A 25,333-nucleotide genomic window follows, 5' to 3' on the forward strand; every position below is an offset into this window, starting at 1 on the left:
TTCAGAATACTTTCATCCACTTCTCCTGCGCTTTCATCACCTGCTCTATCACTTCACGGGCTGCGCCACGGCCGCCGGGTGCAGAGGTGATGTAATCCGCCCGCTGCTTTACTTCTTCCACGGCATCAGCGGGGCAGCAGGCCAGCACCGGGAAAGCATTCATAATCAGCAGGTCGGGAATATCATCCCCGATATATAAAACTTCTTCGGCCGGAATTCCCTTCCCGGCAAGGTACCTCTCCAGCACCCCGGGCTTTTCTGCCGTGCCTACCCCGATATACACATCGGTAACGCCCAGGGCGTTCATTCGCGAAATAATGCTTTCCTGCTTACCGCCGGAGATAACCGCAATACGGTACCCGCTCTTCAGCGCCATCTGTACCGCATAGCCGTCACGTACGTTAAAGGTACGGGTAACGTCATCGCGGGTAACCGTCAGGGTGGCGTCAGTAAAAACGCCGTCTACATCAAAAACCAGGGTGGTTATCTGCCTGAATCTGTCTGTCATAGAATGTTGTTAAATGAAGTACCCTGAATACAGAAGGGTTGTCCAGAAAAGCGCTGCTGTTTGAAATACCGACGGTGCCTGAAAAGCGGCGAACCGCCCTTTTCAGGCACCGTCTTCCCGGCAGAATTTTATTCTTCTCTGCCTTTATTAAGCTCTTCCTGCCATTTCTTAAGCTCTTCCCACTTGCCGTCGCGGGCCAGTGCGCCCTGCTGAGGCCAGGTGGTGGGATCGTGCATCTGGAAGCGGCTTCCGCCACCGTCCAGTATCGCTTTCAGCCTGTCAGCTTCGGTGTTGGCCAGGTCATCAAATGAATAAATACCTGCCTGGTTGAAAAGCTCTTCGATCTTCGGACCAATTCCTTCCACGATCTTCAGGTCATCTTTCTTAATTTTCGGCTTTTCGGTCAGGGCTGCGGCGGCAACCGCTGCAACGGCCGCTCCTCCGGCTACCTTGCTTTTGCGGCAGGCTTCGAGCTCTCCTTCCAGGAAAGCCGTGCGGTCACTGAATTCACGCTTTAGCTTGCCATTTTCGCTTTCCAGCAGGGAAATACGGTGATAAAGCTCTTCGGTATGTTTTTTCAGCCGGTTACCTACCAGCCAGCTTAACAGCCACCATAAAAGAAGTCCCAGGGCCAATAAAAAGAGGAAAAGATCCCACGGGAAATTACAGAGTAAACATTTTACATTTTCCATAGTTTTATTTAATAAGTCTGATCGAAACTCTCCTGTTTTTTTGTTTTCCTTCCGGAGTGCCGTTATCGGCAATCGGTTGGGTTTCTCCTTTTCCGGAAACCTCCAGGTTGGCACCGGTAAAGCCTTCTCCTACCAGGATATCGCGAACCCTGGCCGCCCGTGACTCAGACAAGCGCTGGTTCAGCTCTTCCGAGCCGTCGCTGTCGGTATGTCCTGTCAGGCTCAGCTTTTCTCCCGGGTTTTCTGCCAGGTATTTTTTAGCCAGTGCCAGCCAGTCGTTGATTTCCTTTGTCCTGATGATGTTCGGGCTACCCGACTGGAAGTAAATATCCAGCGGTTCAAAAAGTGCTTTTTCCGTAGGCGTGAGATCTGACCGGGTGGTGTCAGTTTCTGTAACAGGGGGAAGGGCCTCCACCACAACTTCTTCTACTGTCGCTACTTCCTCCGTACCGTTTGCACAGAAAGGTCTTCTGACCTGGTTCCAGAACAAACTATACAAAAACGACCCCAGCAAAATCACTAAAGGGATTAAAAATCTGTTCATGATCTGAATCGGGTGTAAATAATTAATAATGAGCTAAAAATAGGTTCTATTTTAATAAAAACAAACTTTTACACTCACTTTTTCAATAAACGGGTTAAAACTTTCCCGTTCATCCCGGTTTACCCCTTTCTTTTTTATTCATTTAGCCGGTTTTTCACTTTTCCAAGCGTCTCTTCGGCCGAATACTGCGCCAGCTTTTCAATCCGGAAATTGCTCAGCGCCGCCTCCAGCCGCTGCAATTTACCCGGCTGGTTTTTGTATTGCTCCCGGAGCATGCTGATCTTTTCGAAATCCTGTATACCCTCTATGATTTTTTCCATCCGGATGGAAGAGAACGGCCCGGGATATACAAAATACGTATCACCGGCGGGCCAGGCGGTAAACCGGCTGTCGTTCAGCGGATCTTTCGGCCAGCTGTTATACGCCCAGCGCAGGAAGCCGTCCATACGGGTAGCTGCGGTATACCATCCCATCCAGACCGATTCATCCGGGGGAGAGAACGTGAACATATTCGGATATTTCTCTGTACAGCAGGTATACCAGGTGCTGATTTTTCCCTGTTGCTTTCTTTCGTTCAGTACTTTATCGGGGAAGGTCCATTTCGAGGCCACACAGTAATCAAAGATATCCTTTTCAATTTCCGGGTGCCAGGAGCCGGCCAGGGAGATTTTCCAGGCGGGATCTATTGTCTTCAGCAACGCAATCACCGACTGCATGGCTTCCATCGGGCGCTCGTCCATGGCAATGGTGGTTATCTCAAACCAGCCTTTCTGCTTTAAATGAAGGGTAAAGTCTTTCAGCATGGTGCCCCAGAAGGCATTATACGCCGGTGTACCAATGGCTTCGGTAAATACAACCTCCTTTTTCAGGCCTTCATCGTAATACGGGAATGCTATTTTCCACGGCACCATGCTGTAGCAGTTGATGCGCTGTTTAATGCCGCAGCTCATCACAAATTCAATATACCGGTCAAAGAGGCTGTAGTCAAATTTCCATTGCCCGTCCTGCCGGCGGGTCCACCTGATCAGCCCGGGGTAATCGTCATAGGTCTGATGGCCCCAGGGCTCTTCCACAACAGAGGCCGTAATCACCTTCTGACCTGCGTTAGCCAGCAGGGTATAGTATTTTCTCATCAGGTCAAAGTGCTCTTTGCTCCAGAGCGGCACCCGGTGCACCCGGGCCACCGCCGCGGGGTGTTGCCAGAAGTCGAGGTGAAATTTCCAGTCGGCCGGCGAAGGCAGTGTTTTGTCCAGTACGGTCAGCACCACCTGCAGCACAAATTTACGCCCGGCATGAACGGTCACTGTACCGGTATAGCGGCCGGCAGCCGCCTGCTCAGGCACACGGATACTCAGCCAGAGCGGCTGGGTAGTACGGGCAGCAACAGCCACCGACGCCACGTCTGTGTTGATGCGGTCAGCCACATAAGATGAATCAAAATCGGCAGATTTCCGGTATCCGCACCCGTCGCGGAACTCATCGGTCAGCACATACTCCAGGAAACCCGTTGTGATATGCTTCTTTTCTATGGTGTTTCCTTTCTGGTCTTTCAGGTCACTGACGGTCACGGTTACCCCGCTCAGCTCCTGCTTTGACCAGGTCAGCACCTGGGTATGCACTTTCTCGTTTTTCCAGGCTTTAACGGCCCAGGTGTCCTGCTGCACAATGGCCGGCGGCAGCTCTTTCTGAAAGCGCCGCGAGCTTGTGGCGAAGCTGACAGCCGTGGCCTTAGACATGTTTTCCCACACCCGGGCACGCTCTGCTTCGGTGGTGACAGGCACTTTCTGCAAATCAAGACTGACATCCTGGGCCCACGCCGTCATGCCCAGGAAAACGGCAACAATTCCGGAAAAGTATTTTATCATTTTCTTCATTTTTTAATATAAACCAGCCTGTAAACGGGGTAAATGCAAATGACGCTGACCGGGTGTTCCCAGGGTCAGCGTCATTTCAGAATCTGCTCTTATTTTTTTGTATTAATGACCTCTGTCCGTACAAAGTTGCTTCTCCTGCCTGACGGCGTGATCACCACCGCCTTAAATACACGCGCTTTGCCCGGAGGAACCACAATTTTCACCTGGTCTTTAAATTCGAGATCCAGCTCGGAAGGGTCGTAGTCATCGAGGGTATAGTAAATCCTGGCTCCTTCTACTGAAGGCACCAGGCCCCTTACGATATATTCCGAAGCATAGATAACCGTATCTTTCAACCCGTATACTTCGGGTACCCGGTACAGGGTGCCCGATTTATCTACCCGGGCCAGCTCATGGGCTGCCCGTTGCTGTGAGAACTCCTTCCAGCTTTTGCCGGCCGGGTCTGTCCAGGCAATCTCTGACAGCGCCAGTAAACGGGGCAGTATGGTAAATTCTACTTTATTCGGGGTTTCAATGTACTCCGTCCATACATTCCCCTGCACGCCTTTGATATGCTTGCGCTTGCTTTCTTCCAGTTTCTGAGGAACAGGATCAGCAGCGTATATTTTCTCCATGGTAGAGTACCCGCCGATGCTCAGCGGCTCACGGTTTTTATCCGGTCCCTGCTTGTGGTCAAGGTAAAGGCCATAGCTGTTGGGGGTCATGATCACGTCGTGCCCTTCGTTGGCAGCGGCAATCCCGCCGGCGTCGCCTCTCCAGCTCATGACGGTGGCATTCGGTGCCAGTCCGCCTTCCAGGATCTCATCCCAGCCAATGATCCGGCGTCCTTTGCTGTTCACATATTTCTCCATCCGCTGGATAAAATAGCTCTGCAGCTCGTGCTCGTCTTTCAGGTTGTTGTCTTTGATTCTTTTCTGGCAGTGCGGACATTTCTTCCATTCCGCCTTGGGGCATTCATCCCCGCCGATATGAATATAATTGCTCGGGAAGATGGTGATCACCTCATCCAGCACATCCTGCAAAAACTCAAAGGTATGATCTTTGCCAGCACAGAATACATCGTCAAAAACACCCCAGGTCTGGGCTGCTTCGTACGGTCCGCCTGAACAGCCCAGCTCAGGATAGGCCTGCAAAGCCGCCAGGGCGTGGCCCGGCATCTCAATTTCGGGGATAACCGTAATAAATCTTTCTTTGGCATAAGCCACCACTTCGCGGGCCTGATCCTGGGTATAGAAACCGCCGTAAGGTGTAGCATCATAGTCACCGTCTTTCTTATAGTTACCGATCAGGGTCTGCTTTCTGAAGCCGCCTATCTCTGTAAGTTTGGGATATTTCTTAATTTCCAGCCTCCAGCCCTGGTCATCGGTCAGGTGCCAGTGGAAAACGTTCATTTTGTAGGTAGCCAGGATATCAATGTATTTCTTGATAAAGCTCAGGGGAAACATATGGCGGCCCACATCCAGGTGCAGCCCGCGGTAAGCAAAACGCGGCTCATCTTTGATAGATACCGCACCGATTCTGAGCTCACCGGGTTTTTCAGCCAGGGGCAGCAGCTGGATCAGCGACTGGTACCCGTAAAAAAGGCCGGCATTTACCCCGCTGATCTCTACGGTCTGGGGAGAAACTTCCAGCTGGTAGGCTTCTTCATTGCCTTTGGCAGAAGATACAAAACGAATTACATTTTTACCGCTTTTCTTCTCCGCTGTTTTGAGATTTATACCGTATTGCGCATTAACGTAAGCCTGGAACAGGTCTGCCATACGTTTGCTGTCGGCATTATCATACGACACCAGCGTAGCAGAATTGATAACAAATTCCCCGGTTTTTGCCTGAACACTATTCGGTTTGGGAATAATGTTCACCGGCTGCTGGGCCGGCAAAACGGTACTTACAAAAACGGCCAGAACGACCAGAAAAAGTGATCTCATAGTATATTTGGTTAATTCCTTCCCAAATATACATAATATTTCTTTTTATATTTATAGAAAAATTTAATTATATACAGACCTTTTATTAAATTAATTTATCATTTCTCACAAAGGGTGTTACTCTCTCACAGGTCACTCCGATGGTAAGACCCTGGAAAAATGATATACCTTTCCTACAAAAATTTGACCACTTCGTGGTCAATGTTATGACTTTTTGGGCACCCTTATTCTGAAAAAGCAGCTGTCAGAGAGAATTCTCATAGGTTTTTTGTTTATTATGTGTGTAAATCTGTACCGGTCTGTAAGGTACAAAAAAAGGGTTGCCATGCCTGGCAACCCTCCTTCTTATCATCCCGTCTCTGTTAGTCAATCAGTACGGCTTCACCCGACTGCACGTCGTTTTCCACCGTTTTGAACTTCACATCCCGCTTTACGGTTCCGTTCCGGTATTGAACATTCACCCGGTCGTTACGGTTGGCCACTTTCTGTACGTTAACAGGCTTTACGGGCTGGCGATCTTCCGAGTCTGCCGCCCGGTTGGTCTGCAGGGCCGGGTTCGACTGTTTCGGCGGCGGAGCGATCTGCTGGAACCGCAGCTCTTCCACACCTGCTTTCATCAGGAAGCCCACCGTTTCCGAGTTCACTTTTTTCAGGAAGCTCTGGAAGAGCTCCACCCCTTCAAATTTATAGATCAGCAACGGGTCTTTCTGTTCGTAAGAAGCATTCTGTACCGACTGCTTGAGGTCATCCATATCGCGCAGGTGCTCTTTCCATTCCTGGTCTATAATGCCCAGGGATATGGCTTTTTCAATGGCCAGGATAAGTTCTTTCCCCTCCGACTCCACTGATTTTTTCAGGTCGGCGTAAACCGCCATGCGCCGGGTTCCGTCGCTGATGACCGCCATATACGGCTCGTCTACCAGGGCCTGCCGGTCGTTCAGGATATTCCGCAGACCCGGCACGATGTTTTTCCGGATGGCATCGTTTTTAGCATTATAATGGGCCTCAGCCATATCGTACAGGGTATGGATCAGCGAGGCACCGCCTTTGGCAAAGTCTGCTTCAGAGATTTCAGGCTTCATGCCCAGCCGCTGCATGCACCGTACCTCGAACTCTTCGTAATTACCGGCCGTTTGTCTTACAATGTCAGCGCAGGTATCGTAGATGATGTTGGCAATATCCAGGGCCAGTCGCTCGCCGAAGAGGGCGTTCTTTCTCCGTTTGTATATGGTATCCCGCTGGATATTCATCACGTCATCGTATTCAATGAGGCGTTTCCGCATCCCGAAGTTGTTCTCTTCCACCTTGCGTTGGGCCCGCTCAATAGAGCTGGTGATCATGGAGCTCTGGATCACCTCTCCTTCTTCCATACCCATGCGGTCCATTACCTTGGCAATCCGGTCTGAGCCGAACATCCGCATCAGGCCGTCTTCCAGGCTGACAAAGAATTGCGATGAACCGGGGTCTCCCTGCCGGCCCGACCGGCCTCTCAGCTGACGGTCAACCCTTCTTGATTCGTGTCTTTCGGTACCGATAATGGCCAGTCCACCCGACTCCCGGCTATCCGGGGTCAGCTTGATGTCGGTACCCCTACCCGCCATGTTGGTGGCGATGGTCACGGTACCCGGCTTACCGGCTTCTGCCACGATATCTGCCTCACGGGCGTGCTGCTTGGCATTCAGTACCTGGTGAGGTATTTTTTTCAGGGTGAGCATACGGCTCAGCAGCTCGGAATTTTCTACCGAGGTGGTACCCACCAGCACCGGGCGGCCTATGCTGACCATTTCGTTAATCTCGTCTACCACGGCGTTGTATTTTTCACGCACGGTTTTATAGACCTTGTCTTCCCGGTCTTCCCGGATAATCGTTTTATTGGTAGGAATAGAGATTACATCCAGCTTATAGATCTTCCAGAATTCCGCCGCTTCGGTTTCGGCCGTACCGGTCATACCGGCCAGCTTGTGGTACATCCGGAAGTAATTCTGCAGTGTGATGGTGGCGTAGGTCTGGGTAGAGTCTTCCACTTTCACGTTTTCTTTGGCTTCTACTGCCTGGTGCAGCCCGTCTGACCAGCGGCGGCCGTCCATGATACGACCGGTCTGCTCATCCACAATTTTCACCTTGCCTTCTATCAGCACATAGTCTACATCTTTCTCAAACAGGGTATAGGCTTTCACCAGCTGGTTAACGGCATGAATACGCTCTGCTTTGGTCGAATAATCCCTGATCAGCTCATCGTTTTTCAGGATTTTTTCTTCGGCATTCAGGTCAGAACGCTCAATAGCGGTCATCTCAATGCTGAGGTCAGGCATAATGAAGAACTGCGGGTCCTGTCCCTGGGCCGACAGGTAGTCGATCCCTTTATCGGTCAGCTCAACCGAGTTGTTTTTTTCATCAATGGTAAAATACAGGGGCGCATCAGCCTCAGGCATCAGCTTCTGGTTTTCTGCAATGTAAATGGCTTCGGTATCCAGCAGGAGCTTCTTTATACCGGTTTCGGAAAGAAACTTGATCAGGGGCTTGCTTTTCGGCAAACCTCTGAAGGCCCGGAACAGGGAAAGTCCGCCGTCTTTTTTATTGCCTTCGGCAATGAGCTTCTTGGCTTCTACCAGGTAGCCGCTCACCAGCTGCTTCTGCATTTCTACCAGCTGGGATACGCGGGGTTTCAGGGCGTTGTACAGCTCATCGTCGTTTTTACGGGTCATCGGACCGGAGATGATGAGGGGCGTACGGGCGTCATCCACCAGCACGGAGTCTACCTCATCCACCATAGCGTAGTGGTGCTCGCGTTGTACCAGCTCTTCCGGGTCACTTACCATGTTATCCCGGAGGTAATCAAAGCCGAACTCGTTGTTGGTACCGTAGGTAATGTCGGCATTGTAGGCTTTCTTCCGCTGCGGTGAGTTGGCCCGGTGCTTATCGATACAGTCGCAGGTAACCCCGTTAAATTCAAAGATGGGTCCCATCCATTCAGAGTCACGACGGGCCAGGTAATCGTTCACCGTTACAATATGTACTCCTTTTCCGGCCAGGGCGTTCAGGAATGCCGGGAAGGTCGCCACCAGGGTTTTACCTTCACCCGTGGCCATTTCGGCGATATTTCCTTTGTGCAGGGCCGCACCACCGATGATCTGCACATCGTAATGCAGCATATCCCATTTCAGCAGGTTACCGGCCGCATACCATTCGTTCTTCCAGACAGCCTTATCGCCTTTGATCTCGATATGGCTTTTGGTCATGGCCAGCTCGCGGTCGAGGTGAGTGGCGGTTACTTCCAGCTCGTCATTTTCCAGGAACCGGCGGGCCGTTTCTTTCACAATGGCAAAGGCCCTGGGCAGGATCTCCAGCAGCACCACTTCCAGCTCCTCATTTCTTTTGAGGCCAAGCTCATCGATCTTTTTAAACAATTCTTCTTTGCGGTCTATCGACAAATCACCGGCGGCCTGTTCTTTCAGCTCGGCGATCTGTTGGTCGATATCGGCCAGCTTTTCACGGATATAATCTTTCAGATCCTGTGTCTTCTGCCTGAATTCATCATTATTTAATGAAACCAGCCTGGCATACTCCTCGTTGGTAGCAGCTACATAAGGACTCAGGGCCTTAATATCTTTTTCCGATTTTGTACCAAATATCTTGGCAACCCCTTTCGTGAGAAAATTAAGCATAAACTTTTATGACGTACTGTCGTATTTTAATTACACTGCAAATTTATTTAATAACAACGTTCGGTTATCAATAATAATGCGGTAATTACAAAAATCGGGATAAACGGACAAAATGGCAGATTAGTTCCGGATACCGAGTTCCGAGTTCCGAGTAAAAGCAACAGTCAACCACCCGGAACTAAGTACCCGAAACTAAATACCCGAAACTAAATACCCGAAACTAAGTACTCGGAACTCGGTACTCGAAACTTAATTATACTGTTCCAACAGGTATTTAATGAGGTCCGTTGTAGAAACCATCCCGGTCAGCTCTTCCCCGCTGACCACAGGCATGGCATGGAAATCTACCTGCGTAAATTTTTCAGCCACTTCTTTAATACTCTGGTCTTCGGCCACTACAATGGGTCTGCTGACCATCACCTGCTCCAGCTTCAGCATGTCAAACACAGCCTCATCGGCATCTTTCTGTCCTTCAAACATATCGCCGAAGCTCAGCCGCAGGATATCTGTTTTGCTGATGATCCCCACCAGCTTTTTACCTGAAACTACAGGCAAATGGCGTATATTATGTTCTTTCAGCAGGGTATTGACGTGGCGAAGACTGCTGTTGACGTCTGCGGTAATGAGGTCCCTGCTCATAATGGCAGCAACCGGCGTTCTTTTCTTTATCATAATTGTCAGCGATTAATGGTTTAAAGCTAAACGTATATCATGAAGCAGAAAATGACGGGCGGCAGGTGCGGATATGAAGGGGGTCATAACCGGGCAAAAGATATCAGCCTACTACACTATCATACGCCGACAAAAGCGCCTCCCTGACGATCTCGCGGGGTACTTGGCTTAGCAGAAAAGTGGTAGCGCCTTTTTCGCCCCACTTGTTCGGGACAGGATAAATGCCCGGAGCCGCCGCGCAAAAGGCGGCCTGTTCTCCGGGCGTTAAAAATATATTGGCCGAATGGTCCTGTTCCAGGTAGGTGGCAAACATTCTTTTACCGGTTACCCGGAAGCCAGTCCGGTCAAAATGCGGGCGTGATTCTGCTCCCGGGAATGAAAGGGCCAGATCTTCAAATTCCTTTTGGGTCATTTTATCCCTGATTATCAAATCGTTCAATAGCTCCGGCTATCCGGGAAGTCTTTATGTGACGTTTGCCCGGGTTCAGGGCTTGTCTATCCCTTCCAGCTTCAGCAGGGTTTCGCTATTCTCATTGTTCAGTAAAAGCGTAGTTCCCTCGATCCGGTATTTTTTAATGTTTTCCAGCTCGGCCACAAACTGCTGCTCCACTTCAAGGTTGGGGCATGCCATGAGTGTAGACCGCATTTTGGTGAATGTAATGCCGTCACTCCCGGTCAACATAAAGCCGCCACCTATCTGGTTGCACCCGGCGTTTCCGGCCACGCTGCTGTCTGATTCCGTAAAAGTAAGGTGCGGAGTGGCATGAAAGCTGCTGTCTAATACCACCGCATTGCCCTTAATTTCGGCCAGGTTCCACTGCTTGTCGAATAAGCCCGTTCCTGCCGCCTGAACCGTCTCTTCAGCGGTAGTTTCCGTGCTTTCTTTTCCGGGGTTGCATGCTGCCATGGCCAAAGCCAGGGCAAATACATAAAATGTTTTTTTCATTCGTGTATGCTTGTTTAAATTTTAACCTGCAATATAATCTTTTACCTGGAAAAAAAGAACGGGAAAGCCGCATTACTTCAGGCGTCTGAGCTCTCCTTCCATAGGATATTTGAGCACAACTTTCTTACCGGTAGTGTTTTCCAGCAGGGGTTTGAGCACCAGGTCGGCATTCTGACGGGTTTGCTCCAGGATATCCGAGTCGAGCGCCGACTGGAGGATTTGTTGCTCCGCCCGTTTATAGGCTTCTTCGAGGAGGAGCCCTTCGTTCATAAAAGCGTATTCGGTGTGGTATACTTTTGAGCGGCTGTGGTCAATCTTGTGGTAGCATATCTCCGGTTTCGGCAGGTTCACTACCAGGGTATCACCCCGGCCGACAATGTCATCGGCCGTCACTTTCCGGAGGTCGATACAGCCCACGGCTTCTCCCTGTATGATGAGAATGGCTTTCGGATCAGGCAGGAAATCACGGGCAATACTTTGCTCCACCACGTCGCGGTAGGCGTATTTCACCAGTTCCAGGTTGCCCAGCCCGGAGATTTCCTTCAGTACAATATTGTGGGTAGTGACGGCCTCCCTGTCCTTAAAAAGCTTAAAAGACCGTACCTTCTCCCAGATCAGGATAAGAAGAGCGGCAATCACCGCATAAAACAGTATGGTGATCCATTTTCTCATGAAATGATTTTAAACCGCCGGAAGGAGCTGATCGCAAGGCCTGTAAACACCAGGATCGTACCTGTCCACAACAGGTTGATAAACGGTTTTTCTATGGCTTTCAGGATAATGTATTCTTTTTCTCCGCGGTTGATTCCAAAAGTAAAGAGGCCGGTAGACGGGTCGATCCGGAGCAGCTGCGCCCGTATCCCCAGCTCATTGCTGACCACCGGAATGCTCCATATCTCCCGGTTTTTAATGGCAAATACCGGCTTCAGGATACGCTCGCCGTCACGCTCCAGGATGCGCAGGGTGGCTTCGGCTGCTACATCGCCCTCGCCGAGCGGCATGCCGTCAAGCTCGTTCAGCTGGTTTACTTCGTCGAGAATAGCGATATGGTCATTCAGGAAAAAGGTATCTTTCAGCGCCACGGAGTATTCTTCCGTGGGGGTCCACTGCTTTTCATCGCCAGTGGTCACGTAGTTGACGTGCGAGTATATATCTTTGTTCCAGTAGTGCTTGATGTCGGGAGAAACCACATTTCCCATCTGCCGGTTGATCTGGTAGCGGGGATAAAGGTTAAAGTCTTCTTTTTCTCCCCGTTTAAAGTTCACCTGGTAATAGGTATTCTCGGCATTGTATTCCACAGTATCGCCTTTTTTGGCCAGCAGCTTATCGCCGTCCATCAGGTCGGCACGCAGGGTCCCTTTGTAGTCGCTGTTGATAACCTGCTGTACAAACCGTTTTTCCACATAGCCCGGTATACCGCGGATCTTCAGGAATTCGCCGCCGTAGGTCAGGTTGAAGTCCTGGATGCGCGTAGGCCGCTTTACATACAGGAGGGTACTTTCCTGGTTGTCTTTTTCGTTCCGGAAGAGCTGGTTGCCGTCAAAATTCAGCGATATCACCCGTTGATAGGCCGAAGAATACATAATGCCTACCAGCATCAGGGCTACCCCCATGTGCGACACCGCCCCCCCGGCGATGGTTCCTTTTTTGAACTGAAAAAGCACGCTCACATTGGCCGTGATACAAAACATGCCCGCAGCCAGCAATACAATGTACTGCCACTTGTTCACGCCGGTGAGCGAGATAACAACCGCCGTCAGCAGCAGGCTGATCACCAGCGGGTTCACCAGCTTGCTCCAGGTGAGCTTCCCCCGGTTTTTCCAGAAGAAATACTGGGCAATGCCCGTCAGTATCACTACCCCCACAAACAGCCACATCTGGAATACCGTAAAGTGGGCTACAGGATCAGTAGGCATGGCCATATTCAGCTTAAGGCCGAAGAGCTCGCCTATTTTGTTATACACCGGGATAGACGTGGTAACCGTGAGCTGGAAAGCCGCCAGCACCAGCACGGTAACCCCGATGAATATCCAGAAATCGGATGAATACGTAGAAACCTCTTTCTCGTCCCGCGGCAGTTCTTTCCAGCGAACAGCCAGGAGCACCGCCGATACCAGGATAAAGAAAAACAGGTATACCAGCAGCTGTCCTGAAAGCCCGAGATCGGTAAACGAGTGCACAGAGGCCGAGCCCAGTACCCCGCTCCGGGTTAAAAATGTACTGTACAATACCAGGATAAACTGCACAATGGTCAGCACAAAGGTGGTTTTCAGCGCCGATGAGCTTTTGTTGGAGATCATCATGGTGTGCAGGGCCCCTATCATCACCAGCCATGGCACGTATACCGAGTTTTCTACGGGATCCCAGTTCCAGTAGCTTTCAAAGTTCAGGGTTTCATACGCCCACACGGCCCCCATCATGATGCCGGTACCCAACAGGATAGCCGCGGCGAGGGTCCAGGGTTGAGCCACTTTGATCCAGCCCTCATAGTCGCGCTTCCACAATGCAGCCACCGCAAAGGCAAACGGAACGGTAGTCATGGAGAAGCCCAGAAACGTGGTGGGCGGGTGAATCACCATCCAGTAATTCTGCAGCAGCGGGTTCAGCCCGTTACCGTCTTTGGGTATAAAATCAGGGTTGGTAGCCCACATGGGGGCATTCGGCATAGATTCTTTCAGCAGCAGAAACGGTGTACTGCCCAGCTTAAAGTCAGCGAAAAGCACGGCCCCCACGATCATGCTGGTTAAAAAGGCCTGAACGGCAGCAAAAACAGCCATCATAGGGTTCTCATACCCGGCGTAGCGTTTTCCCTTGCTACGGAACCAGGAAATGAGCACAAAGCCCACCAGCACGTTCCAGAACATCCACAGCAGGAAGCTCCCTTCCTGGTCCTGCCAGAAAGTAGAAATGGCATAGCCCACCGGGAGGCTCAGCGAGGTGTTGTCCCAGGCATAATGGTATTCAAAATATTTATTCAGGATGATGGAAAACAGGGTGGCCACCACCCCGATAACGAAAACCCCGTGTACGATGAAAATTTTAGGTGCCAGCTTTTTCCAGTAACTGTCACTCCCCTCCCGCGAGGCCAGCACATACACATAAGCCGAAATAACCGATGATAGAAAAGCCAGGATGGCCGAAGCATGGCCTATTTGCCCAAGATATGAACGAAGCATTACCGCTTATTTGATTTAATAAACCACAAAAATACTTTTAAAAAGCCGGTTACGACTTAAAAAGAAGAAAATTAAAGCCTTACCACACTTGTTTAGACTATTTCAAAATAAATCTTCGGCCCGTTCCAGCAGCAGGATGGCCGACTGCGGCAGGATCACATATTTTTCATCCCCGTAGCGGATTTCCACCGCGTGGCGCTGCAGGTAAATGGCCACATCTCCTTCTTCCGCCTGCAGGGGCATATACCTGACGGGTCTGGCTTTCCAGGCCTCGTCTTCATCTGCAGCAGGCAGCGGGTAACCCGGTCCTACTTTGAGCACGTAGCCCGACTGCACTTCTTCTTTCTCGGTAACGGTAGGCGGCAGATACAGCCCCGAACCGGTTTTTTCACCCGGATTTTTGGGCTTGATCAATACCCTGTCGCCCACTACCAGCAGTTTCTTCAGCTTGTTATCGTTCGTTACTGAAATCATATTGTAATCTTTCTTTTTCTCGCCGTAATATCCCAGGTTCCGGCATATTCTCCTTTATCAAAAACATACGCCTGGTCGTATAAATTCACGGTAGGGCAAACATGATACGGAATTCCCAGCAGCACATCGCCTACCGTATACCGGTCATAACGTTCCGTTTCCAGCACACCGTGCTCTTCGCTCTGGCTTTTTAATTTCAGATCCGGATGTTCCGGGAAACGGATCCTGAAGTCTACCGGGTTTTCAGCCGATACTGCCTTATGGCCCATGTCAGTAGTGATAATGCCCGCTGCAGGCCTGGAGATCACCCGGGTCAGCACAAAGGCCGCCGGTGTAAAATGCTGCTCGGTAAACTTATCGCCATAGCCCCAGTCCCAGAAAACGCTGGTACCCGGTGAAAGTATTCGGTTTTCAGCGCTCACATGCGCCGTAAAAGCCGGCGAGCCTCCGCATACCAGCTCCAGGCCGGGCACCTTTTCCGATGCCTTCCGGACAAACCCGTCGAGGAGCTGCATGCCTGCGCTCACCCGTTTTTGCCGCTCGGCCAGGTCGGCATCGGTAATGTGACCGTCATAAATATGGAGGCCTTTGATGGTGATATTCTCCCGGGCCAGCACCTCTTCAAAAAACGGCCACAGGTCGTCGTTGACCTCATGCCCGGTACGGTTCATCCCGTTATTGATATCCAGATAAACCGATACCTTGTCCATTCCGGCCGCCAGCTCGCCGGCCACTTCCCGGCAATCGACCAGGGTGGAGAAGGCGGTTCCGGGGTATTTCTCCGTCAGCTCTTTCAGCCGGCCGATCTTTGGCCCTATCAGCTGATGCGCAATCAGCACGGCAGAGGCTCCGGCCATAGCCGCCATCTCGGCCTCGGCAATGGTAGAAGCCTTAAAACGGCTTATGCCCCGGCTGATCATCAGGCGCATGACCTCCGGCATCTTATGGGTTTTCACGTGCGGCATCAGGCGGGCCGTGCCTCCGGCCACCCTGATCATCTCATCGATATTTTCAATCACCCGGTCCTTAAAAATAACGAGTGCGGGCGAGTCAAGATTCCGGTAGTTCATGGGTTATAAATTAGTTCAGGGCATATAGATCCGGGCGCCTGGCTCCGGGGTTCATTTGCCACGATATACGTTTCTCTTTTACATTCACAGCTCATACAATTCCAGCGGTAATTTATCGGGATCTTCAAAAAAAGTAAAACGTTTTCCGGTATATTCATCGGTACGTACCGGCTCACAAATTACTCCTTTTTCTTCGAGGGCCTTCACGCAGGCATCCAGGTTTCCCACCGCAAATGCCAGGTGGCGCAGGCCCGAGGCTTCAGGCCGGCTGACCCGCGCAGGCGGATCGGGAAACGAAAAAAGCTCTATCACATACTGTCCGTTAAGGGCCAGGTCGAGCTTCCATGAGCCGCGTTCTGCCCGATATACTTCCTGCAGCACTTCCAGGCCCAGCACCCTCGTATAAAAATCTTTAGAGCGCCCGTAATCCGAAACAATGACCGCAATATGATGTACTGCTTTTAACATAAACAATTCTTTTTCAGCCCCGGCTGATCTTCTTTCAGGAACAAAAATAGGCCTAAATCTCCTACCGATGCAAGGAGTGGGGTTTCCTCCGTAAATTAATTTTAATTTGAGCTGAAATCAAAAACCACAGATGCCCTCGCAAAAGCTAAGAAGCTGGTGCCGGAAGTGGATTACACCAACCCGCAGGAAATAGCCGCTATGCAGAAAATCATGCTGGCCGGTAAGAAGCAGCTGAAAGCCATTCCTGATGAATGGAAGGCAGACGGGATCTGAAGATAATGCGCCGGCTCCGGTTGCCACTTTTAAAAATCCTCTGTACCTTTGAAGTCAAGCAATATTTCAAATCAATGGGAAATCTCATAACCGGCATTCAGCAGATAGGAATAGGCGTGGTAAACGCAGAGGAAGCCTTTCAATGGTACAACAAGACCTTCAACCTGAACATTCCGCTCTTTGATGATGTGGCTGACGCCAAGCTGATGGTCAGGTACACTAACGGGAACATCCGGCGGCGGCGGGCCATCATGGCGTTAAACATTGCCGGAGGTGGCGGAGCAGAAATCTGGGAATCCAAACGGCCGCTGCCCTTAGCCGCCGATTTTGAACCGGCTTTCGGAGACCTGGGCATTTTTGCTGCCCGGATCAAGTGCCAGAATCTCGGCGATTTTGCCTATGCCAACAACCTGAAAGCCGTGCCCGGCCCTGACGGCAAACCGCTGGTATGGCTGAAAGACCCCTACCGTAACCCGATTGTGGTGGTGGAAGACGACTCCTGGTTCAAGCCCAAAGCCTCTAACACCGGCGGGGTTCTCGGTGCTGTGATCGGTGTAAGCGATATCGAGAAAGTGCTGCCCCTGTATTCGGAAGCCCTCGGACTGGACGAAATAGTTTACGACAAAACGGGCTTCTTTGAAGATCTTCCCGATGCCGGGCAAAGCCGGAATACGTTCCGCCGCGTTCTGCTCCGCAAAAAAGAAAGCCCGGAAGGTGCCTTTACCCGGCTGATCGGCAATACCGAAATTGAGCTGGTGCAGGCCCTGGATATTTCGCCCCGGAAAATTATGGAAGGACGCACCTGGGGTGACCTGGGGTACATACACCTCTGTTTTGATACCCTCAACATGGACGCCCTGGCGGCCCGTTTAAACGCACAGGGCTACCCCTTTACGGTAGATAGCGCCAACTCGTTTGACATGGGCGAAGCGGCAGGCCGTTTTACCTATATTGAAGACCCTGACGGCACTTTGCTGGAATTTGTGGAAACCCACCGCGTACCCGTACTGAAAAAGCTGGGCTGGTACATTAACCTGAAAGAACGGGGAACAGGCAAACGTTTGCCCAACTGGATGATCAATGCCCTGGGAATGGGCCGGGTGAAGGTGAAGTGAGGACGAGGTGAATTAGTTTTTTTTGTAAATTCGTGTTTTTATAAATTTGTTTTTTCGTTTTTTCGTGAAGTCGTTTTTCGCAATAACAAGGACACAGACCTTTAGAAAAGCGGAAAAACAAATTTACAAAAACACAACTTGACGGATTTATAAAAATATTTCTTATCTTTGCCACACTTTTTCTCAAACGCCTCCTTTTTGCCTAAAGGAAGCCTCTTTGAAACATAAAATTTATCTATTAATTTTTTTTATTAAATGGACTTAATTAAATTTGTAGAGTCAGAGGTTAACGGAACCAATGCCAACCTTCCTGACTTTAAGGCTGGAGACACTGTAAATGTGTACGTTAAGATTATCGAAGGTAACAAAGAGCGTATACAGCTTTACCAGGGTGTAGTGATCCAAAGAAAAAACTACGGAACTCCGGGAGAATCATTTACCGTTCGTAAAATCTCCAACGGTGTGGGTGTAGAAAGAATTTTCCCTGTACTGTCGCCTTCAATTGATAAAATTGAAGTGATCAGGAGAGGTAAGGTGCGCAGAGCTAAATTGTATTACCTGAGAGGTAAGCACGGTAAAGCCGCCAGAATCAAAGAATTGAAAAAATAAGCAGCGATTGCTTTAAAGATTTTAAGTAATAGCTTTTTCATAATTTGTAGAAAAACGTCATCTCTTTGAGATGACTTTTTTTTTCAGGACGAAATGTGTTAAATTTCGAGTGTGTTGATCAAAACACTCCAACCAATGGAATTCTTCAAGTACCAGGGAACCGGAAATGATTTCGTGATGATCGATAACCGCGGCATGCAGTTCGATGACACGCAGGCAAACATTGCCCGTATCTGCCACCGCCGCTTCGGCGTAGGTGCTGACGGCCTCATTCTCATTGAAAATGCCGAAGGCTACGACTTCCGGATGCGTTATTTCAATGCTGACGGTGCCGAGGGCAGCATGTGCGGCAACGGGGGCCGCTGTGCCGTGCAGTTTGCCGCAGACCTGGGCATTTTTGAGGGCAGCACCCGTTTCCTGGCGGTTGACGGCGGGCACGAATCGAAAATAGAGCACGGCAACGTATTCCTGCACATGATTGACGTGGATGGCATAGAAGAGGTTCAGGACGGCTACTTCCTGAATACGGGTTCGCCCCACCTGGTCATCTTTCATACCGATACCGACAGCCTGGATGTGAAGACTTTGGGTGCGGCCATCCGCTACAGCGACTACTGGAAAAGCCGCGGCGGAGTGAATGTGAATTTCGTACAGGTCATTGACGCGGGTACCCTGAAGGTACGCACCTACGAAAGAGGGGTGGAAGACGAGACCTACTCGTGCGGAACCGGCGTAACGGCAGCGGCCATTGTAAGCCACCTGCGCAGGTCAGCCGGTGATCACCTCCGGGTAACCACCCTGGGCGGCGAGCTGAAAGTATCTTTCCAAACCGGCCCTAAAATCTCCGGAATTGTCCTTTCGGGCCCCGCAAAACAGGTTTTTAGCGGTAAAATATAGAATTTGCCGTTTATTTTTTTGGAGGAAATACTTTTTGTATTGTATCTTGCACCCGATTTCAAAGTCACTTCCGGAAATCCGGGCGGCAAAACCAGATCCGCCCGATCCATCAAATCAATTTTTTTCGAAATTTAGATATACCTTTAATTGTAGTGTGATATCCGTGGATGGTGAGTATATCCTGAACATCTCATATCAAATCTTTACCCGATACTGTCTGCCTATTGCCCGACTTTAAGGTTTAGACTTTCGAACAAACCTAATATTAATTTAATTCAGTGGAAGAAGAAAAAAAACCGGCCAGAGCCACCAGAAGTAAAGCAAAAGCCTCTGAGGCTGAGCCTGCGACAGAAGCTCCCAAGACTCCCAGAGTCAGGAAAAGAATTACACGAGTAGTTTCGGACGATACCACGCAATCTCCCAATCTTAACCCGGTTCCCGCCTTTGAGGAAACATTCCCTGAACCGGAAATCCAGGTACCTGAACCTTTTGTAGACGAAGTAGTTATACCCGCGATATCCGACGAAGAAATAGACATGTCTGACCTCATGGAAGAGGTGCCCGACATCACCGACGAAGACCTGGGAATTGTAGACGAGATAACCAAAGAGCAGGCCCTGGATGCCAAACGCAAAGACGATTACAGCAGAAACATAAAAAAACAGTTCAATAGCCTGGTCAAAGAGTTTGACGGACTCATCGATAATACCGGGGTATTGGAGATCATGAGTGAAGGAAGCTACGGTTTCCTCCGTTCAGCCGACTACAACTACCTGGCCAGTCCGGACGATATTTACGTATCTCCTTCGCAGATCAAGCTTTTCGGACTGAAAACCGGTGATACCATTCACGGTACCATCCGCCCGCCCAAAGACGGGGAAAAATATTTCGCCCTGCTGAAAGTGATCTCGGTAAACGGGAAAACCACCGAGGAAATCCGCGACCGGATTCCTTTTGAATACCTTACGCCGCTGTTCCCGCAGGAAAAGATCCGGCTCAGCACGCGGCCCGAGATTATGTCTACCCGGGTGCTTGACCTCTTCTCCCCTATCGGTAAAGGCCAGCGGGGGATGATCGTGGCACAGCCCAAAACCGGTAAAACGGTACTCCTGAAAGAGATAGCCAATGCCATCACCATCAATCACCCCGAAATTTACCTGATCATCCTGCTGATCGATGAAAGGCCGGAAGAGGTAACCGACATGCAACGCAGCGTAAAGGCTGAAGTGATTTCTTCTACCTTTGATGAAACGGCTGAAAAGCACGTGAAGGTTTCGGGCATGGTGCTTGAAAAAGCCAAACGGCTGGTAGAATCGGGTCACGACGTAGTGATCCTGCTCGACTCCATTACCCGCCTGGCACGGGCGTATAACACCACTCAGCCTTCTTCGGGTAAGATTCTCTCGGGTGGGGTCGATGCCAACGCCCTGCACAAGCCCAAGCGCTTCTTTGGTGCGGCCCGGAAGATCGAGAACGGCGGCTCACTGACCATCGTGGCTACGGCCCTGATCGATACCGGTTCAAAAATGGACGAGGTGATCTTCGAAGAATTCAAAGGTACCGGTAACATGGAGCTCCAGCTGGACCGGAGGCTGGCCAACAAGCGGGTTTTCCCTTCTATCGATATCCTGACCTCCGGTACCCGGAAAGAAGATCTGCTGATGGAAAAAGACGAGCTTCAGCGCGTATGGCTGCTTAGAAAATATATGGCCGACATGAACCCGATGGAAACCATGGAATTCCTGCTTTCCAAAATGAGAGGCACCAGAGATAATGCGGAGTTCCTGGCGACGATGAACCGGTGAGGGAAGTGAAAAGTTAAAAGTGAAAAGATAAAAGTGAAAAGTTGCGGTACATAATTCATTATATAAAAGAATTGTACCGCAACTTTTCACTTTTAGTTTTTAACTATCTATTGCTGTTGTCCGCTCTCACTCCCGCCCCCGATCACATCATCATTCTTCACTGACCTTGTTTTTTTCTGCACAAAGGCCATCTTGCCTATCTTGTAGCTGAAAGTTACTTTGATGTTCTGGTTATAGATGTTGTTGCGGCTATACTGTTCATACAGCGGTGAAATAACCGTGCTGTTCATCTTCATACCGCCCAGGAAGTTCTCAGCAGCCAGGCCGATGCTTCCTTTCTTGTTGTTGAAGTCTTTTTTCACGCCTACCGAATACATATAGAAGCTACCCATGGTTCCCTGCAGCTGTACCTGCTTGCCGCGGAATCCGCCGAAAGCCTGTACGGTCCAGCTGTTGGGCAGCACCAGTTGCGACTGCAGCCTGCCCCCCAGCACAATGCCCGAGTTGTCGGCCATCCGGTAGCTTCCGTCAGCCGCAGCAATCTGTCCTTCCATATAGGTGTAGTAAAGGTCCAGTCCGCCGTTAAGCGTCCATTTCGGGGTGAGGTAGAAGTTTCCGAAGAGGTTTCCGCCCAGGGCTTTCTGGGTACCGATGTTCTCAAAGGTAGTGATCATGGCCCCGGCCAGGGTGTCTGACGGCGTGGTGATCCGGGTAACGGCATTGTTGGTCTGGCGTCCGAACAGCGAGAAGTTATAATAGTTCTTCCCGGAAAAAGTGCTCAGCGACAGTTCCACGTTATCGGTGATCTCAGGTCTCAGGTTCGGATTACCGATGCTGATATTCTGCGGGTTCGATGCGTTGTAGTTCGGGTTCAGCTGCTGAAGCCCCGGTCTCTGGATCCGCTTATTGTACGCTAATTTTACGGTAGAACCGTTGGCAAACGTCTTGGAGATATTCACACTGGGCACCAGGTTTCCGTATGACGGGATAGCAATGGGGTTGATCTGATCCTGTGCATCAATGGTGGTATATTCATACCGGGCACCCAGCTTCAGGGTCAGCTTATCTGCCGTAGTATAGGTATACGAGGCATAGCCGGAAGCGATATTCTGGGAATAATCCAGGAATCCCGACGGGTTGGCCGGATCCAGCGAGAAGGCCCCCGAGCCGATAGCCGAAAGATACCGGTAGTCACTGTTCACGTTCCTGAAAATGCCTTTCAGACCTACTTCAAAAGACTGGTTGGTACTTACCGGGGTTACAAAATCGGTCTGAACCGTAAATTCTTTATTGGTGTTATCGTTCCGGTTCTGCATCCGGCTGAAAATTTCCCCGGAATTATTCAGGATATTCGCATCAAAATTGTTGATCAGGTTATTCTGGCTATAGTAGGTAGATACGTACAGCTCCTGCCGCGGCTTGAATATCCGGATATAGTCCAGGTTCAGGTCTACGTTATTTGAATTGTCTTTCCCGTCTACCTCACGAAGCGACGTAGAGGTAAGGGCATTGTCGGTAAACAGCTTCGTGGTATAATCCAGGTCACGGCGGAGGTTCCGCGTACCGAAGGCTACCCCGGCCGAGAGCGACTGGTTCTGGCTGATGTCGTAATCAAATCCCAGGTTATACCGGCCAAACATCCCGTTGTCGTTACCGCTGTTGGTCTGACGGGTACTTACCGAAGGGCTTCCGAAGGTGGTCTGGTCCAGTGTACCGCCCGACTTGTTATAAAACACCCGCCCAAAGCCACCCAGGGTCATCCCGAACTTACCGTTCCGGTAGCTTCCGTTAAGGCCCAGGTTAGAGGCCCGAAGGCCCGCTCCCGAGTCAACATTCAGCGTGAGCCCCTGTATATCTGATTTTTTGGTGATAATATTAATGATACCACCGCTGCCTTCGGCATCGTATTTGGCCGAGGGTGAGGTGATCACCTCCACGGTCTTGATCAGGTCAGCCGGGATCATCTTCAACGCATCGGCAATGCTGCTGGCCACTATGGTAGAAGGTTTGTTATTGATCAGCACCTTAATATTGGAGGAACCCCGCAGCGAAACGTTACCGTCGAGATCGACCGACAGCATAGGCACTTTCTTCAGGATGTCAGATGCATCACCCCCTTTGGCAGAGATGTCTCCTTCGGCATTATAGACCAGGCGGTCTACTTTTTCCTCGATCAGCGCTTTCACCCCGGTGATTTTCACTTCTTCCAGCGCACGGGCATTGACCGGCAGCAGGATATTCCCCAGGTCCACATTTTTTCCTTTCTGTACTTTCACATCCGTGATCCGCTTGTCCTGGTATCCCACAAAAGAAATCAGCACGGTGTATTCTCCGGCGGCCACCTGCGCCAGTGTGAATTCTCCTTTATCGTTGGCCATGGTGCCGTCTACCACCTTCCCGGTTTCCCGGTTGATCAGTGACACCGTAGAATAGGCTACCGCCTCAGCGCTCAGGCTGTCGGTTACGGTACCTGTAATCTTGGAATTTCCTTTTGGCTGGCTGTCCTGGAGTGTAGTCAGAACACTTTCCCTGTTTCTGCCGGCGGGCATTCCTCCCATCGGAGGTCCCTGTGCAAATGCAGACAGTGACGCCAGTGTCATGAATAGAATCAATCGTTTCATTTTTTTGGTCCTTTTTAATTTCAGCACAAAACAAAGCATAAAAAATACGCCGGAATTTTCTTTTAGACCTCCGGGCTGAAATTCTCTACCGTTGGGCTTTTTACGCCTTTCGGGGCATCGGCAGATCAAAAAGGGGGATCTGTCGAATGTTTACGGGCATCGGTAAATAATACCTTGATTATCAAAAACATTTTTACCCGAAAAGTGTTACTTTCGATATAATTTATGACAACAATGCAGGATTTTTTTAAAAAACACAAGATCACCATTATCCACCTGGCCTTCTGGGCGGTTTATTTCTCTTTCTTCTTTTACCAGATCAGCTTCGGCGGCGACAAGGAGCGTCCTACCGCAGACTCGCTGCGTGAAGCATTCGTGCATGTGCTGTTTGTAGTCATCATTGTATATATTAATTACAGCTTTCTTCTTCCCCGCTTCCTGAAAGATCATCGCTTTGTGAAGTATATCCTGTCTTTCGCCTTTTTCTTCTGCCTGGTAACGGGTACCTATATCTTTATCAAAAGGGTGGAAACAGAAGGTACCTGGATACACGAGCTCTTCACGTCTGTACGGTTTATGGTGCATTATTCGCTCACGGTTCTTTTCATTGTAGTGTTTATCAGCATGTTCCGGTTTGTGGAAGAGTGGTTCGGCATTGAAGCGCGGAAACGGGAAATAGAGAATGAAAAGCTGAATACCGAGCTCCGTTTCCTGAAAGAGCAGATCAACCCTCATTTCCTTTTCAACACCCTGAACAGCCTTTATTACCTGGCCACCATCCAGTCGCCCAATACACCGGAAGTGATTGTCAAGCTCTCACGCATGATGCGGTACATGCTGTACGACTCCAACCGGGCAAAAGTAACCCTGCAGCAGGAGATTGAATACATGCAGAATTTCATTGAGCTGGAAAAAATGCGGATCGGCAAGCCGGTTCCCATCACGTTTGATACCAAAGGCCCGCTTTCTTCCATTTATATTGTACCCCTGATTCTCAACACATTCCTGGAGAATGCCTTTAAGCACGGCCTGAACAACCACAGCTCAGACGGCTTTATCCGGGTGAAAATACATGCTGACCCGGAACATCTTACGTTTGTTGCAGAGAACAGCAAGCCGGAAAGCCCGGATATAAAGGAAAAATCAGGGATAGGCCTGCAAAACGTTAAAAGACGCCTGGAATTGAGCTATCCCGGGAAACATACACTTGACATTACCGAAGACAAGCACACCTATAAAGTTCACTTAACCCTTGATCTTTCATGAAAATCACCTGCATTATTGTAGAAGATGAACCCATGGGAATGAGCCTTATGCAAAACCACGTGGGGAAGGTACCCTACCTGGATCTCAGGGGTAGCTTTTCTGACCCGGTCGAGGCCATAGCGTTTTTGCGCGAAAACACGGTAGACCTGATGTTCTCGGATATCCAGATGCCGGGGGTCACCGGCATTTCGCTCCTGAAGATCGTGCAGAACCTGCCCCTGGTGATTTTTACCACGGCTTATTCCGAATATGCGCTTGAGGGCTACGACCTGGATGTGGTAGATTACCTGATCAAGCCCATCAGCTTTGAACGTTTCCTGAAGAGTGTGGAAAAAGCCGCCCTGAGATTGAATAAAACGGCCCCGGCAGCACCTGCTGAAGAGGCGCCGAAGGAAGATTATATTTTTGTAAAAGACGGCACCCGGTATGTCCGGGTCGACCTGGCGGATATCCGGTATATCGAAGGACTGAAAGATTATGTGGCCATTCACACCTCAGGAAAAAAGATTGTCAGCCTGCAGACCATGAAGTCGCTGGAGGCCCTACTGCCTGCCAGCCGCTTTATGCGGATCCACAATTCTTACATTGTGGCGCTGCAGGCTATTGACGCCCTCGACAAAGAGAAAGTACAGATCGGGAATATCTTCCTGCCCGTAAGCGACAGCTATAAGAAGGGGCTGAAGGAGATGGTGGAGAAGAGGCAGATAGGGCAGTGAACAACTAACAGGGA

The 25,333-nt window shown here is 50.2% G+C and carries 21 protein-coding genes; 6 read left to right on the plus strand and 15 right to left on the minus strand.

The genetic code is table 11. The annotated features are described in order from the left end of the window. Position 1 precedes the first annotated feature (1 nt). The 14 genes from AB2U10_RS03490 to AB2U10_RS03555 form a co-directional block, all read right to left on the minus strand. Positions 2 to 508, minus strand: coding sequence for a KdsC family phosphatase (locus AB2U10_RS03490; RefSeq protein WP_367914205.1), 507 nt, complete (start codon positions 506 to 508; stop codon positions 2 to 4). A 128-nt stretch (positions 509 to 636) separates the two neighbouring features. Beyond that, the gene (locus AB2U10_RS03495; RefSeq protein ID WP_367914206.1) at positions 637 to 1,200 is read right to left on the minus strand and encodes a helix-hairpin-helix domain-containing protein; all 564 of its coding nucleotides are present in this window, start codon (positions 1,198 to 1,200) and stop codon (positions 637 to 639) included. Positions 1,201 to 1,204: 4 nt separating this feature from the next. Next, positions 1,205 to 1,744 (minus strand): OmpA family protein, encoded by a 540-nt coding sequence (locus AB2U10_RS03500; protein ID WP_367914207.1) that lies wholly within the window; start codon positions 1,742 to 1,744, stop codon positions 1,205 to 1,207. 134 nt (positions 1,745 to 1,878) lie between these two features. Continuing rightward, positions 1,879 to 3,609 carry a DUF4091 domain-containing protein gene (locus tag AB2U10_RS03505; protein WP_367914208.1) on the minus strand — a complete coding sequence of 577 codons (1,731 nt, stop codon included), beginning with the start codon at positions 3,607 to 3,609 and terminating at the stop codon, positions 1,879 to 1,881. 98 nt (positions 3,610 to 3,707) lie between these two features. After that, entirely contained in the window at positions 3,708 to 5,546 is a 1,839-nt protein-coding gene (locus AB2U10_RS03510; protein ID WP_367914209.1) for a beta-N-acetylhexosaminidase, read from the minus strand. A gap of 362 nt (positions 5,547 to 5,908) precedes the next feature. Then, positions 5,909 to 9,211 carry a preprotein translocase subunit SecA gene (gene secA / locus AB2U10_RS03515; RefSeq protein ID WP_367914210.1) on the minus strand — a complete coding sequence of 1,101 codons (3,303 nt, stop codon included), beginning with the start codon at positions 9,209 to 9,211 and terminating at the stop codon, positions 5,909 to 5,911. Between the two features lie 249 nt (positions 9,212 to 9,460). Continuing rightward, positions 9,461 to 9,883 (minus strand): CBS domain-containing protein, encoded by a 423-nt coding sequence (locus AB2U10_RS03520; protein ID WP_367914211.1) that lies wholly within the window; start codon positions 9,881 to 9,883, stop codon positions 9,461 to 9,463. Between the two features lie 103 nt (positions 9,884 to 9,986). After that, positions 9,987 to 10,295, minus strand: a complete 309-nt coding sequence (locus AB2U10_RS03525) for an MmcQ/YjbR family DNA-binding protein (protein ID WP_367914212.1) — start codon at positions 10,293 to 10,295, stop codon at positions 9,987 to 9,989. Positions 10,296 to 10,367: 72 nt separating this feature from the next. Then, positions 10,368 to 10,829 carry an META domain-containing protein gene (locus AB2U10_RS03530; RefSeq protein WP_367914213.1) on the minus strand — a complete coding sequence of 154 codons (462 nt, stop codon included), beginning with the start codon at positions 10,827 to 10,829 and terminating at the stop codon, positions 10,368 to 10,370. A gap of 72 nt (positions 10,830 to 10,901) precedes the next feature. Beyond that, entirely contained in the window at positions 10,902 to 11,501 is a 600-nt protein-coding gene (locus AB2U10_RS03535) for a DUF4230 domain-containing protein (RefSeq protein WP_367914214.1), read from the minus strand. Next, on the minus strand, positions 11,498 to 14,005 hold the full coding sequence (ccsA, locus tag AB2U10_RS03540; protein WP_367914215.1) for a cytochrome c biogenesis protein CcsA: 2,508 nt from the start codon (positions 14,003 to 14,005) through the stop codon (positions 11,498 to 11,500). The genes AB2U10_RS03535 and ccsA overlap by 4 nt, the downstream gene beginning before the upstream one ends. A 102-nt stretch (positions 14,006 to 14,107) precedes the next feature. Next, the gene (locus AB2U10_RS03545) at positions 14,108 to 14,479 is read right to left on the minus strand and encodes a co-chaperone GroES (protein WP_367914216.1); all 372 of its coding nucleotides are present in this window, start codon (positions 14,477 to 14,479) and stop codon (positions 14,108 to 14,110) included. Then, complete coding sequence (locus AB2U10_RS03550; RefSeq protein ID WP_367914217.1) at positions 14,476 to 15,549, minus strand: D-TA family PLP-dependent enzyme; 1,074 nt, start codon at positions 15,547 to 15,549, stop codon at positions 14,476 to 14,478. Before AB2U10_RS03550 ends, AB2U10_RS03545 begins: the two co-directional genes overlap by 4 nt. Before the next feature lie 84 nt (positions 15,550 to 15,633). Beyond that, entirely contained in the window at positions 15,634 to 16,023 is a 390-nt protein-coding gene (locus AB2U10_RS03555; RefSeq protein ID WP_367914218.1) for a VOC family protein, read from the minus strand. A gap of 341 nt (positions 16,024 to 16,364) precedes the next feature. On the opposite strand from AB2U10_RS03555, the gene AB2U10_RS03560 reads away from it, so the two are divergent. From AB2U10_RS03560 to rho, 4 genes are all read left to right on the plus strand, one after another. Then, positions 16,365 to 17,405, plus strand: coding sequence for a VOC family protein (locus tag AB2U10_RS03560; protein ID WP_367914219.1), 1,041 nt, complete (start codon positions 16,365 to 16,367; stop codon positions 17,403 to 17,405). Positions 17,406 to 17,660: 255 nt separating this feature from the next. Beyond that, the gene (gene rplS, locus AB2U10_RS03565) at positions 17,661 to 18,014 is read left to right on the plus strand and encodes a 50S ribosomal protein L19 (protein WP_367914220.1); all 354 of its coding nucleotides are present in this window, start codon (positions 17,661 to 17,663) and stop codon (positions 18,012 to 18,014) included. Between the two features lie 135 nt (positions 18,015 to 18,149). Further along, the gene (gene dapF / locus AB2U10_RS03570; RefSeq protein WP_367914221.1) at positions 18,150 to 18,911 is read left to right on the plus strand and encodes a diaminopimelate epimerase; all 762 of its coding nucleotides are present in this window, start codon (positions 18,150 to 18,152) and stop codon (positions 18,909 to 18,911) included. A gap of 278 nt (positions 18,912 to 19,189) precedes the next feature. After that, on the plus strand, positions 19,190 to 20,716 hold the full coding sequence (gene rho, locus AB2U10_RS03575) for a transcription termination factor Rho (protein WP_367914222.1): 1,527 nt from the start codon (positions 19,190 to 19,192) through the stop codon (positions 20,714 to 20,716). A 107-nt stretch (positions 20,717 to 20,823) separates the two neighbouring features. Here the strand turns inward: rho and AB2U10_RS03580 are convergent, their stop codons facing one another. Beyond that, the gene (locus tag AB2U10_RS03580) at positions 20,824 to 23,337 is read right to left on the minus strand and encodes a TonB-dependent receptor (protein ID WP_367914223.1); all 2,514 of its coding nucleotides are present in this window, start codon (positions 23,335 to 23,337) and stop codon (positions 20,824 to 20,826) included. A 225-nt stretch (positions 23,338 to 23,562) separates the two neighbouring features. On the opposite strand from AB2U10_RS03580, the gene AB2U10_RS03585 reads away from it, so the two are divergent. Next, on the plus strand, positions 23,563 to 24,603 hold the full coding sequence (locus AB2U10_RS03585) for a sensor histidine kinase (protein ID WP_493820174.1): 1,041 nt from the start codon (positions 23,563 to 23,565) through the stop codon (positions 24,601 to 24,603). Continuing rightward, a complete protein-coding gene (locus AB2U10_RS03590) occupies positions 24,600 to 25,319 on the plus strand; it encodes a LytR/AlgR family response regulator transcription factor (RefSeq protein WP_367914225.1) in 720 nt (239 codons plus the stop codon). The genes AB2U10_RS03585 and AB2U10_RS03590 overlap by 4 nt, the downstream gene beginning before the upstream one ends. Positions 25,320 to 25,333 lie beyond the last annotated feature (14 nt).

It is taken from the genome of Leadbetterella sp. DM7, from assembly GCF_040829825.2.
Classification (GTDB): Bacteria; Bacteroidota; Bacteroidia; order Cytophagales; family Spirosomataceae; genus Leadbetterella.

What these genes read in the sequence shown, in the direction of transcription:
- rplS (WP_367914220.1), top strand. Translation starts at nt 17,661, where the DNA reads ATGGACTTAATTAAATTTGTAGAGTCAGAGGTTAACGGAACCAATGCC.
- AB2U10_RS03520 (WP_367914211.1), bottom strand. Translation starts at nt 9,883, where the DNA reads ATGATAAAGAAAAGAACGCCGGTTGCTGCCATTATGAGCAGGGACCTC.
- AB2U10_RS03500 (WP_367914207.1), bottom strand. Translation starts at nt 1,744, where the DNA reads ATGAACAGATTTTTAATCCCTTTAGTGATTTTGCTGGGGTCGTTTTTG.
- AB2U10_RS03585 (WP_493820174.1), top strand. Translation starts at nt 23,563, where the DNA reads ATGACAACAATGCAGGATTTTTTTAAAAAACACAAGATCACCATTATC.
- AB2U10_RS03535 (WP_367914214.1), bottom strand. Translation starts at nt 11,501, where the DNA reads ATGAGAAAATGGATCACCATACTGTTTTATGCGGTGATTGCCGCTCTT.
- AB2U10_RS03590 (WP_367914225.1), top strand. Translation starts at nt 24,600, where the DNA reads ATGAAAATCACCTGCATTATTGTAGAAGATGAACCCATGGGAATGAGC.
- AB2U10_RS03545 (WP_367914216.1), bottom strand. Translation starts at nt 14,479, where the DNA reads ATGATTTCAGTAACGAACGATAACAAGCTGAAGAAACTGCTGGTAGTG.
- AB2U10_RS03550 (WP_367914217.1), bottom strand. Translation starts at nt 15,549, where the DNA reads ATGAACTACCGGAATCTTGACTCGCCCGCACTCGTTATTTTTAAGGAC.
- AB2U10_RS03505 (WP_367914208.1), bottom strand. Translation starts at nt 3,609, where the DNA reads ATGATAAAATACTTTTCCGGAATTGTTGCCGTTTTCCTGGGCATGACG.
- AB2U10_RS03580 (WP_367914223.1), bottom strand. Translation starts at nt 23,337, where the DNA reads ATGAAACGATTGATTCTATTCATGACACTGGCGTCACTGTCTGCATTT.
- AB2U10_RS03525 (WP_367914212.1), bottom strand. Translation starts at nt 10,295, where the DNA reads ATGACCCAAAAGGAATTTGAAGATCTGGCCCTTTCATTCCCGGGAGCA.
- AB2U10_RS03560 (WP_367914219.1), top strand. Translation starts at nt 16,365, where the DNA reads ATGGGAAATCTCATAACCGGCATTCAGCAGATAGGAATAGGCGTGGTA.
- ccsA (WP_367914215.1), bottom strand. Translation starts at nt 14,005, where the DNA reads ATGCTTCGTTCATATCTTGGGCAAATAGGCCATGCTTCGGCCATCCTG.
- AB2U10_RS03495 (WP_367914206.1), bottom strand. Translation starts at nt 1,200, where the DNA reads ATGGAAAATGTAAAATGTTTACTCTGTAATTTCCCGTGGGATCTTTTC.
- AB2U10_RS03530 (WP_367914213.1), bottom strand. Translation starts at nt 10,829, where the DNA reads ATGAAAAAAACATTTTATGTATTTGCCCTGGCTTTGGCCATGGCAGCA.
- AB2U10_RS03490 (WP_367914205.1), bottom strand. Translation starts at nt 508, where the DNA reads ATGACAGACAGATTCAGGCAGATAACCACCCTGGTTTTTGATGTAGAC.
- secA (WP_367914210.1), bottom strand. Translation starts at nt 9,211, where the DNA reads ATGCTTAATTTTCTCACGAAAGGGGTTGCCAAGATATTTGGTACAAAA.
- AB2U10_RS03510 (WP_367914209.1), bottom strand. Translation starts at nt 5,546, where the DNA reads ATGAGATCACTTTTTCTGGTCGTTCTGGCCGTTTTTGTAAGTACCGTT.
- dapF (WP_367914221.1), top strand. Translation starts at nt 18,150, where the DNA reads ATGGAATTCTTCAAGTACCAGGGAACCGGAAATGATTTCGTGATGATC.